This is a genomic window from Enterobacter sp. RCC_40, assembly GCF_041360735.1.
GTDB lineage: Bacteria > Pseudomonadota > Gammaproteobacteria > Enterobacterales > Enterobacteriaceae > Enterobacter > Enterobacter ludwigii.
The window spans coordinates 198,866-217,757 of the sequence record NZ_JBFUPR010000005.1; the positions used below are offsets into that span (position 1 = coordinate 198,866).

16 protein-coding genes are annotated in these 18,892 nt (G+C 55.1%); 4 read left to right on the forward strand and 12 right to left on the reverse strand.

Going from position 1 to position 18,892, the window contains the following annotated elements:
- Position 1 precedes the first annotated feature (1 nt).
- The 6 genes from ulaD to yiaK are packed head-to-tail and all read right to left on the reverse strand — an operon-like array spanning position 2 to position 5,999.
- On the reverse strand, positions 2 to 655 hold the full coding sequence (gene ulaD, locus AB6731_RS17925; RefSeq protein WP_371006624.1) for a 3-keto-L-gulonate-6-phosphate decarboxylase UlaD: 654 nt from the start codon (positions 653 to 655) through the stop codon (positions 2 to 4).
- Positions 652 to 2,157: an FGGY-family carbohydrate kinase gene (locus AB6731_RS17930; RefSeq protein WP_371006625.1), complete on the reverse strand. Its 1,506-nt coding sequence runs from the start codon at positions 2,155 to 2,157 to the stop codon at positions 652 to 654. Before AB6731_RS17930 ends, ulaD begins: the two co-directional genes overlap by 4 nt.
- A 48-nt stretch (positions 2,158 to 2,205) precedes the next feature.
- A complete protein-coding gene (locus AB6731_RS17935; protein WP_014168105.1) occupies positions 2,206 to 3,525 on the reverse strand; it encodes an MFS transporter in 1,320 nt (439 codons plus the stop codon).
- Between the two features lie 43 nt (positions 3,526 to 3,568).
- On the reverse strand, positions 3,569 to 4,495 hold the full coding sequence (locus AB6731_RS17940; protein ID WP_371006626.1) for a DUF4862 family protein: 927 nt from the start codon (positions 4,493 to 4,495) through the stop codon (positions 3,569 to 3,571).
- 27 nt (positions 4,496 to 4,522) lie between these two features.
- Positions 4,523 to 4,990 carry a YhcH/YjgK/YiaL family protein gene (locus AB6731_RS17945; protein WP_371006627.1) on the reverse strand — a complete coding sequence of 156 codons (468 nt, stop codon included), beginning with the start codon at positions 4,988 to 4,990 and terminating at the stop codon, positions 4,523 to 4,525.
- A 10-nt stretch (positions 4,991 to 5,000) separates the two neighbouring features.
- Positions 5,001 to 5,999, reverse strand: coding sequence for a 3-dehydro-L-gulonate 2-dehydrogenase (gene yiaK, locus AB6731_RS17950; RefSeq protein ID WP_014168108.1), 999 nt, complete (start codon positions 5,997 to 5,999; stop codon positions 5,001 to 5,003).
- A gap of 224 nt (positions 6,000 to 6,223) precedes the next feature.
- Between yiaK and yiaJ the strand changes: the two genes are divergently transcribed.
- Both yiaJ and AB6731_RS17960 read left to right on the forward strand, forming a co-directional pair.
- Positions 6,224 to 7,042: an IclR family transcriptional regulator YiaJ gene (gene yiaJ / locus AB6731_RS17955; protein WP_020882654.1), complete on the forward strand. Its 819-nt coding sequence runs from the start codon at positions 6,224 to 6,226 to the stop codon at positions 7,040 to 7,042.
- A 3-nt stretch (positions 7,043 to 7,045) separates the two neighbouring features.
- Positions 7,046 to 7,501, forward strand: a complete 456-nt coding sequence (locus AB6731_RS17960) for a 4Fe-4S binding protein (RefSeq protein ID WP_219372582.1) — start codon at positions 7,046 to 7,048, stop codon at positions 7,499 to 7,501.
- A gap of 4 nt (positions 7,502 to 7,505) precedes the next feature.
- Here the strand turns inward: AB6731_RS17960 and avtA are convergent, their stop codons facing one another.
- A complete protein-coding gene (gene avtA / locus AB6731_RS17965) occupies positions 7,506 to 8,762 on the reverse strand; it encodes a valine--pyruvate transaminase (RefSeq protein WP_020882652.1) in 1,257 nt (418 codons plus the stop codon).
- 180 nt (positions 8,763 to 8,942) lie between these two features.
- Positions 8,943 to 10,973 carry an alpha-amylase gene (locus AB6731_RS17970; protein WP_371006628.1) on the reverse strand — a complete coding sequence of 677 codons (2,031 nt, stop codon included), beginning with the start codon at positions 10,971 to 10,973 and terminating at the stop codon, positions 8,943 to 8,945.
- A gap of 314 nt (positions 10,974 to 11,287) precedes the next feature.
- Between AB6731_RS17970 and AB6731_RS17975 the strand changes: the two genes are divergently transcribed.
- Complete coding sequence (locus tag AB6731_RS17975; RefSeq protein WP_020882650.1) at positions 11,288 to 12,112, forward strand: protein bax; 825 nt, start codon at positions 11,288 to 11,290, stop codon at positions 12,110 to 12,112.
- 47 nt (positions 12,113 to 12,159) lie between these two features.
- Here AB6731_RS17975 and xylR read toward each other — a convergent pair whose 3' ends face one another.
- From xylR to xylF, 4 genes are all read right to left on the reverse strand, one after another.
- Entirely contained in the window at positions 12,160 to 13,338 is a 1,179-nt protein-coding gene (gene xylR / locus AB6731_RS17980; RefSeq protein ID WP_020882649.1) for a D-xylose utilization transcriptional activator XylR, read from the reverse strand.
- Positions 13,339 to 13,371: 33 nt separating this feature from the next.
- Entirely contained in the window at positions 13,372 to 14,553 is a 1,182-nt protein-coding gene (gene xylH / locus AB6731_RS17985; protein WP_333193305.1) for a xylose ABC transporter permease XylH, read from the reverse strand.
- A complete protein-coding gene (locus AB6731_RS17990; protein ID WP_020882648.1) occupies positions 14,531 to 16,072 on the reverse strand; it encodes a xylose ABC transporter ATP-binding protein in 1,542 nt (513 codons plus the stop codon). The genes xylH and AB6731_RS17990 overlap by 23 nt, the downstream gene beginning before the upstream one ends.
- A gap of 71 nt (positions 16,073 to 16,143) precedes the next feature.
- Complete coding sequence (gene xylF / locus AB6731_RS17995) at positions 16,144 to 17,136, reverse strand: D-xylose ABC transporter substrate-binding protein (RefSeq protein WP_371006629.1); 993 nt, start codon at positions 17,134 to 17,136, stop codon at positions 16,144 to 16,146.
- A 371-nt stretch (positions 17,137 to 17,507) separates the two neighbouring features.
- On the opposite strand from xylF, the gene xylA reads away from it, so the two are divergent.
- Positions 17,508 to 18,830 (forward strand): xylose isomerase, encoded by a 1,323-nt coding sequence (gene xylA / locus AB6731_RS18000; RefSeq protein ID WP_086462926.1) that lies wholly within the window; start codon positions 17,508 to 17,510, stop codon positions 18,828 to 18,830.
- The last annotated feature ends 62 nt before the right edge of the window (positions 18,831 to 18,892 follow it).

The following is an 18,892-nucleotide window of genomic DNA, read 5'->3' on the forward strand; positions in this document are numbered from 1 at the left end:
GTTACTCCCCCCAGATGTCGCGGATGTGTGAATGGAATGCATGGGCCACCTGCGGTGGGTTAGCCGCGCCTGTCAGTGCCCGTCCGGCAATAAACGCTTTCACATTGATCTGCTTAAACAGCGGCAGGTCGGCGGGGGTAATGCCGCCGGTGATCGAGAGCTGCAGGCCGATATCCGAGAGGGCTTTCATGCTGGCGAGATCCACCTCGCCCCACTGCTGGCCGCTGGCCTGTGCGTCGCGCCCACGGTGATAAATGGCCTGTGTGACCCCGATACGGTGCCATTCTCGCGCATCATCCAGCGTCCAGTGACCAAACAGCTCCATCTGAATTTCCCCGCCGCAGCGCAGAGCCACCTCGTGACCCTTCTCGACGGTTGCCAGCGGCGCGGCGCAGATGATGGTCATCCAGTTCGCGCCTGCGCCAAACGCCTGTTCAGCCAGCGTTTCTCCGGCATCGGCCACTTTCCAGTCAGCCACGATCGTTTTTTTCGGACACTGCTGGCGCAGTGCGCGCACGGCATTAAGCCCTTCGGTGAGACACAAAATGGTGCCTGCTTCGATGATATCGACGTGATCCGCAAGCCGCTCGACGTCGCGCTGTGCGGCCTGAATTGAGGTATGGTCGAGCGCCAGCTGCAGTAATGGTCGGCTCATAGGTCGTGCTCCTTAACATGGGCGTGATAGCCCTGTAGTGCTGAAATCAGTAGCTGGTAGCACTGATACTTGCGCTGGTAGGCCGCATGGGCATGCTTGTCGGGTGTGATGACGCGAATGTGATGTCTGACAGCCTGCTGCGCGGTGCGGAAATCGGGATAAACGCCGGTACCCACCAGCGCGGCCAGCGCCGCGCCGGAACAGCCGGTCTCTTCGACCTGTGGCAGTTCTATTGCCAGACCGCTGACGTCCGCGAGCATTTGCATCCACACATCTGAATGGGCAGGGCCGCCGGTTACGCGCAATGCCTGCACGTGCGTGAAGCGCTGTAGCATGCGGTTAAGATGGGTCATGTGGCTGAAGACCACACCTTCATAGACCGCCTGCAACAGATGCGCGCGGGTGTGCAGGGCCTGCATGCCGTAAAACCCGCAGGTCATCTCCAGCCCGGCGTTGCTGCCATAGAGGAACGGCAGGAAGAGCAGATCGCTTCCGGCTTTCGGCAGGCTGGCCACGGCCTGGTTGATCGCATCGAATGACATGTCGCCCCACTGTGTGGTCAGCCATTCGAGGTTACCGGACGAGGTGGGGCTGGCTTCGTGAACGATGTAGTGCTGCGGATGAACGTAGCGCCCATACACATAGGGATACGGCTCGTTATGGCCTATACCGTTGGCGATCCCGCTGGTGACAGCCCAGGTGCCCATCACGGCGTTGAGCGTGCTGTCGTCATGTAACCCGGCGCAGATCGCGGTGGAAACCACATCAAACAGCCCCCCCACAACGGGTGTACCCGCTGCGAGACCGGTCAGGGCGGCGGCCTGAGCGGTGATTTCCCCGCACATTTCTGCTGAACCGACGATCGGCGGCAGCGCGCCGTCAATTTCGTCGATGCCGAGCCAGCGTGTGAGCTGCGGATCGTACTGCCCGGTGTTCATGTTGTAGAGATTGGATTCAGAGATGTTGCTCTCTTCACACCCTTTAACGCCGGTGAGGCACCAGCGCAGGTAGTCGTGCGCCATCATCACACAGCCAATCTGCTGATAACGGTGCGGTTCATTCTCTTTCACCCAACGCAGGAGGGAGGCGGGATGCCCCGTCCATAGCGTCTGGCGCGTATGCGGATAAAGCTTTTCAGGAATACCGTCCTGCTGCCAGCGCTGTACAATCTCCAGCGCCCGGCGGTCAGAGGAGAGGATGGCGTTGCCGAGCGGCTGGTCATACTTGTCCAGTAAAAACAGTCCTTTACCCTGTGCCGATATCCCGACGCCTTTGATTTGTGCGCCGCCAATGTCGGCATTTTTAAGCAGCAGGGCGACGGTGGTGTGGCACTGCTGCCAGAGTTGGTGCATATCCCGCTCAGCGTGGCCTGCGTGTGGGCTGAGTGTGGCAACCGCGCGGCGCTCAATACAGACTTCCTGGCCCTGGCTGGTGTACAGACCGGCTTTCAGATACGTTCCGCCACAATCGATACCCAGCCAGAAGGGCTCTTTTTCACTCATCGTTGACTCTCTTGTCTTACGCCCTCTCTTCAGGAGAGGGCGGGGGGATCAGGCTGCGTGCTTATGCGGGTTCACGCCGGGGTTGGGTTCCGCTCCGGCATCGCATTTCGCCGGTAGCATCAGGGCGAGCAGCGAGGCCAGCGCCAGCGAAACCGCGAGGCAGTACACCCCGGCATCTTTGCTGTAGAGGGTAATCAGCACGCCCACCGCGTAAGGGCCGCAGAACCCACCGAGGTTACCCAGGGCGTTAATCACGCCGCGAGCGCCACCGGCCATCTCTGCGCTGAACAGGCGCGCCGGAATCGTCCAGAACACACCCGCAGCGGACTGCAGGAAGAAGCCACAGCCCACCAGCGCGGCATAGGCCAGCCAGATGTTCTCTTTCAACGCCACGGAGAGGAACATGCAGAGCGCGAAGCCAATCAGTGGCAGGGAGACGAACAGCTTGCGCTTGCCGGTACGGTCAGACAGTGAAGAGAACAGGAACATGCCCGCAATGGCACCGACATAAGGCAGGATGGCGAGCATTCCCACCTGGCCGATGCTGGTATGCGTCAGCTCTTTGAGAATGGTCGGCAGCCAGAGGGTGTAACCGTAAATCCCGGTCTGGTAGAAGAAGTTCAGGGCAATCAGCTGCCACATGGTTTTGTCGGACAGAACCGCACTCAGCGAGGCATTTTTCACCGCTTTTCCGGCAATAGCCTGCTGTTCTGCGGCCAGCGTTTGTATCAGATAATTTTTCTCGGCCTCGGAGATCCAGCGAGCCTCCTGCGGGCGGTCGTAGACGGTGAACACCCAGAGCACCAGCACCACAATGGACATCAGCCCTTCAATGATGAACAACCAGCGCCAGTCGAGTGCGGTGATAATCCAGCCCGACAGGGGCGCGGTGATGATGCCCGCAATGGGAACAAACATGATGACAATCGCATTGGCGCGGCCGCGTTCGGCATCCGGGAACCAGTTACTGATCATCGTGAGCACCACGGGCAGCATCCCGCCTTCTGCCACACCGAGTAAGAAGCGCAGTGCCAGCAGTTGATACTGGTTGGTCACAACGCCGGTCAGGACCGAAATCACCGCCCAGGCAACCAGCGACCAGCCAATAAACTTCTTACCGCTGCCATGCACGGCAATCTTGCCGCCGGGCACCTGCAGGAACAGATAACCGATAAAGAAGATCCCACCCGCCAGGCCTGCCATGGTGGCAGAGATACCTAACTCTTCATCCATACCGCCTGGCATCGCAAATGCGATATTCACGCGGTCCATATATGAAATAATACAGGCGATAAGAATAGGCGGAATGATTCTTAACCAGCGCTGGCGCGGAATATCCGCTTGTAGAGCATGAGTAGAAATATTCATATTTAATATCTCAGTGAATGTAACCGGAATAAGATTTTTATTGTTATTGCGTTGCTTTTTTCATTTCACTAATGCCGTCGCGCAAAATAGCGATGCGATGGCTGACGTTAGCATTAGCATTTATTTCCAGTAATTTAATACCGGAGAATTTCAATGTTGCGGCACTCGCCGCAGTAAAAAGTGCTTTTACCTGGTCGGTGGTCATTAAACTGTCGGCGCAGAACGGGGAAAATGGCGCGTGCAGATCCTGCCATTCGCCGTACGCTCCGCGAACGGAGGTCCCGGAGAACATCAGTGCGCCCAGCTTCCCGGCTTCAAGTGCGGCTTTAACATGTTCAGGCGGCAGCGCGGTATTGCGTCCTTCGATAGCCGACCGCGCCCAGTTGATGCATACGCTGATATCCGTTTCTTTCACCACCTCAAGCACCTGCGCTAAGGGCAAAAACCCCTTGCGTGGCGCGGGGCCGGTCATGGCATCGCAGTGTTCAAGCATCAGGTCGCATGACCAGTCCCATGAGGTGATTTCGCGTACAGAACGGGAAAACGCAGCGGTAGCTTGTTCAACAGACGGGTTTCCCGCCTGCGGCGCGGCCTGCATCTCCAGGGCGATAATTTTGCCTGGAAAGCGAGTATTGATGGCATCAATCTTTCGCAGCAGATGGCGGTAATAGTCAACGCAGGCTTTGCGCTGTTCTTCATCGGCAGAGGCCAGGCCAAACGCGCCATTTGTGCTGCGGCGGCGCATGGTTTCCATCACCGCGGTAACCACCATTTGCCAGTCCCCCGGCGTATGGCGGAACAGCCATTCGTCACCCAACGGATGGAGATCCTCAAGACACGGTTGCTCCAGCCCGCGAATGTCTGGCGTGTCGGAAAGCTCTCGCCAGAAGTCCTGCTCTTCTTGTTCCCCTTGCTGATGAAACGAGGGTGCGCAGGGGTACGCACCAATTATAAAACCGGTGTTAGTCATTTCGCATTCCCAATAGAGTTCAGAAAATTAATCTATTTCGCTGATTGCTACTTTCACCACAATTTTACGAATTGCCGATGCCTTATTTTTAATGCAGGCAGGACGGTGAACATCCTGCGGAAAAAATATGGCGTACGTGCCGGGCGTCATTTCTATAAATGATTCATTTTCGCTGCCGTGATAAAAAATAATATCCCGCTGTTCCAGCAGTGATTCGCTTATTTCGTTATTGCCGGTATCAATGGCGACACCGATTTTCTCTTCACCCCATGCCAGAAACTGAATGTCCAGATAGCGACGGTGCACTTCGGGACGGTTCTCATCCCACGTCCGGGTGGTGAGGTCGAGCACCTGAGCAAAAATGTTACGTCCGTCAATCTCCACCACGCCAGGTGCCAGCGCCGTGAAATCCGTGGTGCGCAGAAAATCGAGCGCTTTCTCTATCGCCCGCGGCAGGCGACACGGATTTGGCTGCGAAATATGTCCTAAAATCATGGCCCACTCCTTACAGAGACTGGATTTTCGCCCACACGCTGTCGTCAATGGTGATGCCGTTGCGGCGGTTCTCTTCGAGCAGACGTGTGAATTCATGACCCGGCAGTCGAACCGCGACGTTGTCATCAGCCCGCTCGGCGTTGATGATAAAGTCCATGATGCGCTGCAGTTTGGCATCGCGGGTGGGTCCGTCGATCAAACGATCGACCTCGATGGCGATAAAGATTTGTGACACGCCATATTCGTCGCTGTTGTCCTGGGTCACTTCCGCAACGGAGGATCCGTTGGAGAGCAGGGTTGCGATCATGTCGAGGACGATGGATAAGCCCGATCCTTTCCAGTAGCCCATCGGCAGAATGCGGCGGTTTTTCTCGATCACGCCAGGTTCTCTGGTGAGGTGCCCTTCATCGTCAAACCCCCCATCCACCGGCAACGTGCGTCCGGCCAGGCGATTCACTTCCAGCATGCCGTAGGAGAACATTGACATCGACATATCGACCATTGTGATCGGCGTAGACGGAATCGCCACGATCAGAGGGTTAGTGCCGATGCAGCACGCTTTTGAGCCCCAGGCTGGCATGACGGCAATGGAGTTAGTCCAGCAGATCCCGATGTACCCCTTCTCTGCGGCCTGCCAGCCGTAGCTGCCGCCGCGCATCCAGTGGTTGGCGTTTCGCAGTGCCACCAGGCCGATACCGTGGTCGGCGGCCAGTTCGGTGGCGCGATCCATCATCTTTTTCGCCGTCAGGTTGCCAATCGAACGTCGGGCATCCCACTGTTCGATGGCACCTAGCGAGGTCACCCGTGTTGGCTGGGCATCAGGAATGATGTCGCCGGCATCAAGCTGCTGAATGAAACGAGGGAAGCGGTTAACCCCGTGTGAATAGACGCCCGATTCCGTGGTGCGGGCAAACATCTCCGCGCAGGCGTCGGCGGTGTCCGCTTTTACGCCGCGATCGACCAGGACCCGCCTGAACGCCGCTTTTAACTCTTCAAAGGTCACTTTCATCCCTGTTCTCCTGTTTTTGTCGGGGCAAGTGCGAGTGCTTTTTTATCGCTAAATTTCACTATGCGAAATCTGATTTCAAATATAGCGATCAAATTTTGCCAGATCAACGACATTCATGATTTTCAAAATCGATTAAAATCAACTGGTTGTGTTTTTTCTGTTGAGATCGTGAACTGAACCACACTTTGCGCTACCATCAGGACGCGATAAAAAGGAGCCATTGGATGAGCACGAAAGAGAGCGAAATGACGCAAGAAAAAGAGAGGCCAGCAGGTAGCCAGAGCTTGTTTCGCGGCCTGATGCTGATTGAGATCCTCAGCAACTACCCGAACGGGTGTCCGTTGGCCCATTTATCGGAACTGGCAGGGCTGAATAAAAGCACCGTGCACCGCTTACTGCAGGGATTACAGTCGTGCGGGTACGTTACCCCGGCGCCTGCAGCGGGCAGCTACCGCCTGACCACCAAATTTATCGCCGTCGGGCAAAAGGCGCTGTCGTCGCTGAATATCATTCACGTGGCGGCCCCGCACCTTGAGACGCTGAATATCGCCACCGGTGAGACGGTGAACTTCTCAAGCCGCGAGGACGATCACGCGATTCTGATTTATAAGCTGGAGCCCACAACCGGTATGCTGCGCACGCGTGCTTACATCGGTCAGCATATGCCGCTCTATTGTTCGGCGATGGGCAAAATCTACATGGCGTTTGGTCATCAGGACTATGTGGCGAGCTACTGGCAGAGCCATCAGGAGCAGATCCAGCCGCTCACCCGCAACACGATTACCGAACTGAGCGCGATGTATGACGAGCTGGCGGAAATCCGCGAGCACAGCATGGCGATGGATAAAGAAGAGAACGAGCTGGGCGTCTCCTGTCTTGCCGTACCGGTGTTTGATATTCATGGCCGCGTGCCGTACGCGATCTCCATTTCGCTCTCGACGTCCCGCATGAAGCAAATTGGTGAAAAAAACCTGCTGAAACCGCTGCGGGAAACGGCAGAGGCTATCTCAAAAGAGTTGGGTTTTAACGTGCGCGGAGCGTGACAGATGAACCGATTTATCCTGGCTGATACGGAAAAATGCATTGGCTGTCGTACCTGCGAAGTGGCCTGCGTGGTGTCGCATCAGGGAATGCTTTCTGCAGGCGCGTTTACGCCCCGCATTCGGGTGGTCAAAGGCGGCGCATTCACTACGGCTGTGGGCTGCCATCAGTGTGAAGATGCCCCTTGTGCCGCTGTTTGTCCGACACAGGCGATTCGCCACACCGCGGGTGCCTGGCGGGTGGAGCCGGCGCGCTGTATTGGCTGTAAAAGTTGTGTGGTAGCGTGCCCGTTTGGGGCAATGCAGGTTCAGCGAGTGGGGAACCGCGTTCAGGCGGTGAAATGTGATTTGTGCGCAGATCGCGAGGCTGGACCCGCCTGTGTGGAGGCGTGCCCAACCCACGCGCTGCGCTGCGTTGACCCCGCCAGATTACGCACCGAACGGCTGCATAATCTGGCGTAACGCGTTACTGGCTATCTTCGCGCCAGGCGTACTCGATCTCTTCGGCGAGAATTTTCACGCCCGCTTCGATTTTCTCCGGATCGGGCACGTAGTTCATGCGCATGCACTGATGCGTATGCGGCCACGGCTTATCCAGACCCGGGAAGAAGTAATCACCCGGCACCATCAACACGCCGCGCTTTTTCAGGCGCTGGTAGAGAAGCTCGGTGGTGATCGGCAGATCCTTAAACCACAGCCACAGGAAAATTGCCCCTTCAGGTTTGTGGATCAGGCAGCGTTCTTCCGGTAAGTAGCGGCGAAGAATGGCGATCGTTTCCTGTACCCGCTGGTAATAGAACGGCTTGATAACCTCGTTCGACAGGCGCAGCAGGTCATTACGTTTGATCATTTCGCACATCATCGCCGGGCCGATTCCCCCCGGGGAAAGGCTGATAATGCCGTTCATGTTGGTAATGGCGGTGATGATTTTTTCATTGGCGATGATGATCCCGCAACGGCTGCCCGGCAGACCCAGCTTGGAAAGGCTCATACACAGGACGATGTTCGGGTTCCACAGCGGACGTGCTTCGCTGAAGATGATCCCCGGGAACGGCACGCCATAAGCGTTATCAATCACCAGCGGGATGTCGTGCTGATTCGCCAGCGCATCCAGCTTCATCAGTTCGTCGTCGGTGATGACGTTGCCCGTTGGGTTGGTTGGACGTGATACGCAGATCATGCCCGTCTCTTCACCAATATGCAGATGTTCAAAGTCGACATGATATTTGAACTGGCCTTCTGGCAGCAGCTCAATATTCGGGCGCGCCGAGACGAACAGATCCTCTTCGAGGCCGGAATCGGCATAGCCGATGTACTCTGGCGCCAGCGGGAACAGCACTTTTTTGGTGGTGCCGTCGGCGCGACGGCCTGCGAACAGATTAAACAAGTAGAAAAATGCGCTCTGACTGCCGTTTGTCAGTGCAATATTCTGTGGTTCGATATCCCAACCCAGCTCTTTGCGCAGCATTTCAGCAAGCAGTGTCAGCAGTTCGGTTTTACCCTGCGGGCCATCGTAGTTGCAAAGCGCATCGGTTGCTTTCCCGCTTTCCAGCATCTGAGCCAGCAGCGTCTGAAAATAGGTGTTCATCTCCGGGATTTGAGCCGGGTTTCCGCCGCCGAGCATGATGGCGCCTGGTGTGCGCAGCCCGTCGTTGAGGTCCTCCATCAGGCGAGTAATGCCTGAATGGCGGGTGAATTTGTCGCCGAAAAGTGAAAACGTCATAGCAGGTGATCTGTCGAGCTTATTTTGAAAGTGGGTAACCATAACGCTAGCACCGTGCTGGTGCAAATCGAGAGATGCGGTCGGGATTGTTGTTTTATGTGGCGGGAAGGTATTTAGGTAGTGGATTGTTCTGGTAAAATATCCCTCTCCCGGAGGGGGAGAGGGAACCGGTTGGCGTCGTTATTGATTACCCGCCCACACCACCATGACCTTATCGCCATTGTGCTCGCGAACGAAGCCGTAGCCTTCTTTCAGCGACAGCGTGGTTTGTTTGCCTTCACCTATTGCGGGATGACGGGCGCGGAACTGGCCCAGAACCTGCCAGTGGGCGACGGTTAAGGCCTGCTTGCCCGTCACGTCCTGCCAGTTCATATCTGAGCGGGTGCCCTGTAATGGATCGGACCCTGTCGGTCCGAATGGCCGCTCGGATTCATCTCCGTAGTAAATTTGTACGCTGCCCGGTGCGAGCAGGAGCAGCTCTGCGGCACGCTGGCCGCCTTCACGGAAAAGGCGTGTGTCATGCGACGAGAGATAGCTCAGGACATTGAAGCTTTGCAGTTTTTCCGCCATCTGCTGCCAGGTCAGGTCGATGTCCGCCAGACAACCGACCGCTTTTGCTGCCTGCTCCTGATAATCAAAGTTGATCATCGCGTCAAACCCGTGGCGGTAATAATCGCTTTGCATCACGCCGTGGCCCCATGACTCGCCGGTCATCCAGAACGGGGTATTGTCGAGTTTTTTGTCGGGGTTCGCGCCTTTCCAGGCTGCCAGCGCCTGGCTTGCCTGATCTTTCAACTGCTGCCAGGCCTCGAGTTCCACGTGTTTTGCCGTATCCACACGGAAACCGTCAATGCCATAGTCGCGTACCCACTGGCTGAGCCAGTGGGTCAGGTAATCACGCGGGGTGTAGCCCGAAATGGCCTTCGCGTGGGTATCAGGTTTATGTTGGTAGAAGTTGGGTAAACCGGAAGGGGTCGTCGACTCCGTTTTCAGGTCCGGCAGGAACGCCAGCGACAGGGTTAAATCGTCGAAGCCGGGATTGTCATAGTCACCAATGTCGGTGCGGATCCACTTTTTACCCCACCATTTTTCCCAGGCGGCTTTGTCGCTGAAGTTGATGTAATCGTTGAAGCTGTGCCAGCTTTGGCCTGCTCCCGGCTTCCAGTCCGTCCAGTGCTCGCCCAGCGTTTTTTTCAGTTCATCACCCTGCAGATAAAGGGCCCCAAACTGGAACGCCTGCATGTCTGCGAGCGTCGCGTAACCCGTGTGGTTCATGACGATATCAAACAGGATGCGGATACCGCGTTTATGCGCTTCATCGACAAGGTGGCGTAAATCATCTTCGGTGCCCATGTTGCCATCAAGCGTGGTCCAGTCCTGGGTGTAGTAGCCATGATAGGCGTAGTGGGGGAAGTCACCTTTGGTGCCACCGCCAACCCAGCCGTGGATCTGCTCCAGCGGGGAGCTTATCCAGAGCGCATTCACGCCCAGCTGCTGTAAATAATCGAGCCGGGTTGTAAGCCCCTTGAGATCGCCACCGTGGAAGGTGCCGATCTCCTGCATGCCATCTTTGTGGCGTCCATAGCTGTTATCGTTAGAGGGATCGCCGTTGACAAAGCGGTCAGTCAGCACGAAATAGACGGTGGCGTTTTGCCAGCTAAAGGGCGCGGGTTTGTCGGTCTCAGCGCGTTCAAGCAGCAGCAGACCGTTGCTGTTGGCGGCGGGTTGCAGGGTGATTTTCCCATTCTGCACTGTTGCAGTCTGTTTGCTGTAGAAATCACGGACCACCGATCCTTCCGGGAAATCGTTGCCAACTTCAAGCGTCAGGGGCTTACCGTCCCACTTCGGACACTGGCGGGTAACGTTTGCAACCGACGGTTCCGCTGCGCTTTGAATAGTCAGCATCAGTGTGGGCGTACCGGAGCGGGTATCGACACGCATCTGATACTCGCCGTCGCGGAACAGTCGCCACTGCGGCGGCGTGCCGTCACATTTTTTAAGCGACAGCATCTCATTGAGTTTTATTGCATCCGTTGGCTGCCAGCACGTGTTGTCAAAACTCAGCGTAAGAGGGCGAGTACCCTTCGCAAGCTTTGCCTGGCTGGTGAATATCCCGGTACCTTCGGCGCTAAAGGCGTTGAAACCCGGTGATGACCAGTCAGCATGAGCCAGTGCGGGTAACATCAGAAAAGCTAATGCGGTGCGTTTCATTCCATTTTCCTGTCGCGGCATTTTTGACCAGTGTGCCATCAGGTGTGGGGTAAAAACTCATCCCCCGGGGCTTTCTGCAAGGATGACGCGTGAGGATGAGTGATCCCGCGCAAAATTAGGAAGTTATCTGCGAGTTCGCGCACAATTTTTCAGAATTGATGCTTATGTGAGCAGGTTTCAGGTGACATAGTTTCGGAATTGGACTATTTCTATACGTGCTCTTGCAGTCTATTTTTGTTATGATTTGAGATTCCGCTCTCAAATTTGTGAAAAAAATAAGGTGTTGGAATGTTTATATCCGACCAGGAGACCTAATGATATCGACTCCCATTCGACGATATGGGGCCGCGATACTCATGTTACTCACCATGGCATTTTCGGGTGAGGTGCTTGCGAAGACGCACACGGATACAACGAGTAAGAAAGCCCACGTAATAAAGACGACAAGTAGTAAGGTTAGCAGTAAACAAGAGTATTCTCGCAATAGTGCAAAGAGTAGTTCACTTCCTGATTTGCGAAAATACCCTTCCGGAACACCAAGGAAAAAAGCGTTTCTCCGGACGGTAATGCCTTACATCACAAGTCAAAACGCCGCGATTACTGCGGATCGTAACTGGTTGATTGCCAAACAGTACGACAGCCGTTGGTCGCCATCAGAACGCGCGCGTCTGAAAGATATCACCAAACGCTACAAGGTGAGCTGGAACGGTAACACGCGCCGTGTGCCGTGGAACTCTCTCTTAGAGCGTGTCGACATTATCCCGGGGAGCATGGTTGCGACCATGGCTGCAGCCGAAAGTGGCTGGGGCACCTCGAAACTGGCGCGTAATAACAACAACCTGTTTGGTATGAAATGTATCAAGGGGCGTTGTAACAATGCACCAGGTAAGGTGAAAGGCTATTCTCAGTTTGAATCGGTGAAAGATTCCGTGAATGCCTACGTGGTGAATCTGAACACGCATCCGGCCTACTCATCGTTCCGTAAATCGCGCGCTCAGCTGCGTAAAGCGGATCAGGAAGTGACGGCCAGCACGATGATCCACAAGCTGAAAGGTTATTCGACCAAGGGACAGAGCTATAACAACTATCTGTTCGCGATGTACCAGGATAACCAGCGATTAATCGCCGCACATATGTAATTCAAAAAAACGCCTTCCATCGGAAGGCGTTTTCTTTTCTCTTTTTTCTACATCATCACTTCGCTGTGACGCTCCCGGTACTCTTTTGGCGTACTTTCATACTCCTTTCGGAACACCGAATAAAAATATTGCAGCGACGGGTAACCGCACATCTGTGAGATTTCGTTGATCGACAATGAGGTGGAGATCAGCAGGCTGCGTGCTTTCTCCAGTTTCTCGGCGTGGATGACCGCATGAATGGTTTCGCCCACTTCCTCTTTAAACCGCTTCTCCAGATTCGAACGGGAAATGCCCACCGAGTCCAGCACCTGATCGACCTTAATCCCTTTGCAGGCGTTGTTGCGAATGTAGTGCATGGCCTGAATAACTGCCGGGTCGCTTAAGGAGCGGTAATCCGTTGAACGGCGTTCGACTACACGGACAGGGGGAACCAGTAAGCGCTGAAGCGGCAACGCTTCTTTATCCAGCAGACGATGCAGTAACTTCGCCGCCTGATAACCCATCTGACGCGTACCCTGTGCAACGGACGAGAGCGCCACGCGAGAGAGGTAACGCGTCAGCTCCTCGTTATCGATGCCAATGACGCACAGTTTTTCCGGCACCGGAATGTGTAAATGTTCGCAGACCTGCAAAACGTGGCGGGCACGAGCATCCGTGACGGCAATAATGCCGGTTTGCGGCGGCAGGGTTTGCAGCCAGTCCGCCAGTCGGTTTTGCGCGTGCTGCCAGTTTTCCGGCGCGGTCTCCAGCCCCTGATAAACCACGCCGCGGTACTTCTCCTGCGCGACAAGCTGGCAGAAAGCATGTTCGCGCTCAACTGCCCAGCGCTTGCCGCTGGTTGACGGTAAACCATAAAACGCGAAGCGATGGACGCCTTTCTCTTTCAAATGCAGGAAGGCGGTCTCAACCAGCGCATGGTTATCGGTGGCGATATAGTGAACCGGCGGATAGTGCTCGGGCGCATGGTAAGACCCGCCGACGCCAACAATCGGAACGTCGACGTCAGTCAGCAATTGCTCAATGACGGGGTCGTCGTAGTCAGCGATGACCCCATCGCCCAGCCACTCTTTGATGTTTTCGAGACGGGTTCGGAAATCTTCTTCGATAAAAATATCCCACTCGGATTGCGACGCCTGCAAATATTCACCAACGCCCTCCACCACCTGACGGTCGTAGGCTTTGTTGGCATTGAATAACAACGTGATGCGGTGACGCTTTTCAAACATGGCTAACTTCCCAAATAAGTCACAATATTGTTATCAGGCTCGTCGCTTGGTTGCAGAGTCCATCCAGACTGCCAGCAAAAGAATGGCCCCCTTGACGATATACTGCCAAAACGTCGGGACGTCCATCATACTCATCCCGTTATCCAACGAAGCCATGATAAATGCCCCCATCACCGCGCCTGCCACGCTGCCGACACCGCCTGCGAGGCTGGTGCCGCCAATGACGCAGGCGGCGATAGCATCCAGCTCGGCGATGTTCCCGGCCGAGGGAGAACCCGCCCCCAGACGCGAGCTGAGGATCAACCCGGCGATAGCAACCATCAGGCCGTTAATGGCGAAGACGGCGAGTTTGGTGCGCTCGACGTTGATCCCTGAAAGACGAGCAGCCTCAAGGTTGCCGCCGATGGCATAAATACGGCGACCAAACGCGGTACGCGTGGCCATAAACATCCCGGCCAGCAGCAACAGTGCCAGCAGCAATACCGGCGTCGGGACACCGCGATAGTCGTTCAGAAGCCAGATTGCGCCCAGTACAATGACCGCAGTGAGTGCCTGACGACCGACTGTGGACGTTGACGCTGGCGATGCCAGACCCAACGCCTGACGGCGCATTCGCCCACGCCACTGCCAGACCACAAACGCCAGCAACCCAATCACACCGAACGTAAAGCCGATGCTATCGGCGAGGTAGCTCTGACCAATTTGTGACATGGCTGCGCTGGTAGGGGAGACGGTGGTGCCGTTGGTGATGCCAATTAGGATCCCGCGGAAGGCCAGCATCCCCGCCAGCGTGACAATGAACGACGGGACTTTACGGTAGGCAACCCACCAGCCGTTCCAGGCGCCCAGCAGCAGGCCCAGCACCAGCGTAACCGCAATGGTCAGCGGCAGTGGCCAGCCAAGCCAGACGTCAAAAATGGCCGCCACGCCACCGAGCAGACCCATCATCGACCCCACCGACAGGTCGATTTCCGCCGAGATAATCACGAATACCATGCCCACCGCGAGGATGCCGGTAATGGCAGTCTGACGCAGCAGGTTAGAGACGTTACGCGCGCTTAAATACGAGCCATCGGTCATCCAGGTAAAGAACAACATGATGGCAATAATCGCCGCGATCATCACGAAAACCTGCAGGTTCAGCGCTTTTAGCCCGGCAAACGCGCCGGGCGTCGGAACAGCGACTTTAATATCAGACGGATTGCTTTTCGACATGACGTTCGCTCCTTAAAGCGGCTTCCATCACCTGCTCCTGCGTCAGGTTCTGGTTAATCAGATTGGCTTTCAGTTTTCCCTCGTGCATGACCAGCACGCGATCGCTCAGGCCGAGCACTTCGGGTAACTCAGACGAGATGACAATGACGGCAATCCCTTGCTGTACAAGCTGATTAATCAGTTTGTAGATTTCGTACTTGGCGCCGATATCGATCCCACGCGTCGGCTCGTCCAGGATCAATATGCGTGGGTTGAGAAGCAGGCAGCGCGCCAGGATTGCCTTCTGCTGGTTGCCCCCGCTCAGACGTCCAATGGCCAGTTCCGGGGAGGATGTTTTGACCTTGAGTCTGGCGAGCGACTGGAGAATGCACTGCTGCTCAGCAGCATCATCGAGGCTGCTCAGCGCACCGGAGAACCTATCGAGCGCGGCAAGCGTGATGTTTTTACCCACCGCCATGACCGGGACGATGCCATCTTTCTTGCGATCTTCCGGTACCATGGCGATACCGTGGGCAATCGCCTGCTGGCAGTTCTCGATTTTTACCGGCTGTCCGTCGATAAAAATACGGCCTTCCCAGCGACCCGGCCATACGCCAAACAGGCACTGGACGGCTTCAGTTCGCCCGGCCCCGACTAACCCCGCAATACCGAGGATTTCGCCGCTGTGAAGGGAAAACGAGACGTCATTAACGCGCTTGATGTGGCGGTTAACGGGATGCCACGCGGTGAGGTTTTCCACCCGTAACACTTCGTCACCCGTGGTGTGCGGTTCGTTTGGATAGAGCGCCGTGAGCTCGCGCCCCACCATCATGGTGATAATGTCATCTTCACTCATGCCGGCAGCTTCACGTGTGCCGATGTGCTGACCGTCGCGGATCACACAGATGGTGTCCGAAATGGCTTTTACCTCATTGAGCTTGTGCGAAATGTAGATGCACGCAATGCCGTGGTTTTGCAGATCGCGAATGATATTGAGCAGGACGGCTGTTTCCTGCTCGGTGAGGGAGGCCGTTGGCTCATCGAGGATCAGCAGCCTTACCTGTTTGTTCAGCGCCTTGGCGATTTCAACCAGCTGTTGTTGCCCGAGGCCAAGATCACCGACGCGCGTATCCGGGGAAATCGCGAGACTTACCTGGGCCAGCAGTTTTTCACAGCGTAGCGTCATGGTGTCGTAATCCAGTACGCCATGACGTGAAATTTCGGCCCCCAGAAAAATGTTCTCCAGCACGGTGAGGTGCTTCACCAGCGCCAGCTCCTGGTGGATGATGGCGATGCCTTTGCGTTCGGTATCGCGAATGTGTGTCGCCTGAATCACTTCACCGGCAAAGACAATTTCGCCTTCGTAACTGCCGTGCGGGTAGATCCCACACAACACTTTCATCAACGTCGATTTGCCCGATCCGTTTTCGCCACACAGCGAGACCACTTCGCCGGGATTGAGCCGCAGACTGACGTTGTCGACCGCTTTCACCGCGCCAAAGCGCTTGGTGATGCTTTTCATTTCAAGTAAATAAGGCATAACTGCTCCACATGGCCCGAGGGAAGAACAGTACAACTCTATGCGCCCCCGCAGAGCAGGGGCGCGCTGGATTACAGTTCACTCTTCTTGTGGAAACCGTCTTTAATGACGGTGGCGTCAATGTTCTCTTTATTGACTTCAATGGGGGTGAGCAGACGAGCCGGAACATCTTTAAGCCCGTTATTCAGCGTCGCGTCTGCCTTAGGTTGCTTACCATTTCCCAGCTCCACGGCAATTTCCGCCGCCGTATTCGCAAGCTGGGTAATCGGTTTGTAGACGGTCATGGTTTGTGTGCCTGCCATGATGCGTTTGACGCCCGCGAGGTCGGCATCCTGACCCGAAATAGCCACTTTACCTGCCAGGCCCTGGGCGCTGAGTGCCTGGATTGCGCCCCCTGCGGTGGCATCGTTGGATGCGACGACAGCATCGATTTTGTTGTTGTTGGCGGTTAAGGCGTTTTCCATGATTTTCAGCGCGTTTTCTGGCAGCCAGCCATCCGCCCACTGATCGCCGACCACTTTAATCTTACCGCTGTCGATATACGGCTTCAGGACTTTCATTTGCCCTTCGCGGAACAGCTTGGCGTTGTTATCAACCGGCGAGCCGCCCATCAGGAAATAATTGCCCTGAGGTACTTTGCCGATCAGGCTTTTAGCCTGTAATTCACCCACTTTTTCATTGTCGAACGAAATATAATAATCGATATCCGCATTATTAATCATGCGGTCATAGGCTAAGACTTTTATGCCTTCTTGTTTGGCTTCTTTAACGACGTTACTTAATACCTGGCCGTTATAAGGGATAATGACCAGCACATCGACGCCGCGGTTGATCATATTCTCAATTTGCGACATTTGCGTTTCTTCGTTGCCGTTCGCGGATTGCACAAACACATTCGCGCCAAGTGATTCCGCTTTTTTCACAAAAATATCGCGATCTTTCTGCCAGCGTTCAAGGCGCAGATCGTCAATCGCCATGCCAATTTTGACTTCCTTGGCATGTCCGGCAAAGCTTGCAAGGAGGAGCGTAGTGCAGAAAGTAAGGGACAGGTTCTTTATCTTCATAATTATAGGGCCTTTTTGTAGGGGTATGTGTTGCTGAGATAAAAGAAATATTCACTGCTGGGACGCAGCAAATTTTTAACGGGGAAAGGCGGGCTGGCAATTACAGATTTTTATCTTCGCATTATGATATTTGGTTTATTTCTGAATTTATGACCGCGATCGAATTTTAAAATACGTAACGTCTTAATTACATTTGATTATGGAAGAGGGACCGAAAAATAGTTTGCCTGCACATTATTTTGCGAGCCAGCGCACAGTTGTGCATTCTCTCAATAGCAGTGTGAAATAACGTAATTGAGCAAGCCAAAATGTCTATTCACTATTACTCCTGTATCAACGACTCGCCGCATACCCTGATTATGGAGCTCAATATGCAAGCTTATTTCGACCAACTCGATCGTGTTCGTTACGAAGGCCCGAAAACAACCAATCCTTTAGCATTTCGTCACTACAACCCGGATGAGCTGGTGCTGGGTAAGCGCATGGAAGATCATTTGCGCTTTGCCGCCTGTTACTGGCATACCTTCTGCTGGAACGGAGCCGATATGTTCGGCGTGGGTTCCTTTGACCGTCCATGGCAGCAGCCGGGTGAGGCCATCGAGCTGGCGAAGCGTAAAGCCGATGTCGCCTTTGAATTCTTCCACAAACTGAACGTGCCGTACTACTGCTTCCATGACGTGGATGTGTCGCCGGAAGGCGCCTCACTGAAAGAGTATCTGAACAATTTCGCGCAGATGGTGGATGTGCTGGCGGCTAAACAGCAGCAAAGCGGCGTGAAGCTGCTGTGGGGCACGGCCAACTGCTTTACCAACCCACGCTATGGCGCGGGTGCGGCAACCAATCCGGATCCGGAAGTGTTTAGCTGGGCGGCAACGCAGGTGGTTACCGCAATGAACGCCACGCATCAGCTGGGCGGCGAAAACTATGTGCTGTGGGGCGGTCGTGAAGGCTATGAAACCCTGCTCAACACCGACCTGCGTCAGGAGCGCGAGCAGATTGGCCGCTTTATGCAGATGGTGGTCGACCATAAACACAAAATCGGTTTCCGCGGTACGCTGCTGATCGAACCGAAGCCTCAGGAACCTACGAAGCACCAGTACGACTACGACGTTGCTACCGTGTACGGCTTCCTGAAACAGTTCGGCCTGGAAAAAGAGATCAAAGTTAACATTGAAGCCAACCATGCCACGCTGGCCGGCCACTCTTTCCATCACGAGATCGCGTCTGCTATCGCGCTGGGTATCTTCGGTTCTGTTGATGCTAACCGCGGCGATGCGCAACTGGGTTGGGATACCGACCAGTTCCCGAACAGCGTGGAAGAGAATGCGCTGGTGATGTATGAAATTATCAAAGCGGGGGGTTTCACCACCGGCGGGCTGAACTTCGATGCCAAAGTGCGCCGTCAGAGCACCGACAAATACGACCTGTTCTACGGCCATATTGGCGCAATGGATACCATGGCGCTGGCGCTGAAAGTCGCCGCCCGTATGATTGAAGACGGTGAACTGGATAAACGTGTCGCGAAGCGTTATAGCGGCTGGAACAGTGAGCTGGGCCAGCAAATTTTGAAAGGCCAGTTATCGCTTGCGGACGTCGCGAAGTACGCTGAACAACATCAACTGGCACCGCAGCATCAGAGCGGGCATCAGGAGCTGCTGGAAAACCTGGTTAATCACTACCTGTTCGATAAATAACAGCGAGTAGATAATAACGTAAGCCCGGTAAGTGTCGCGCCACCGGGCATTTCTGTTAAAGG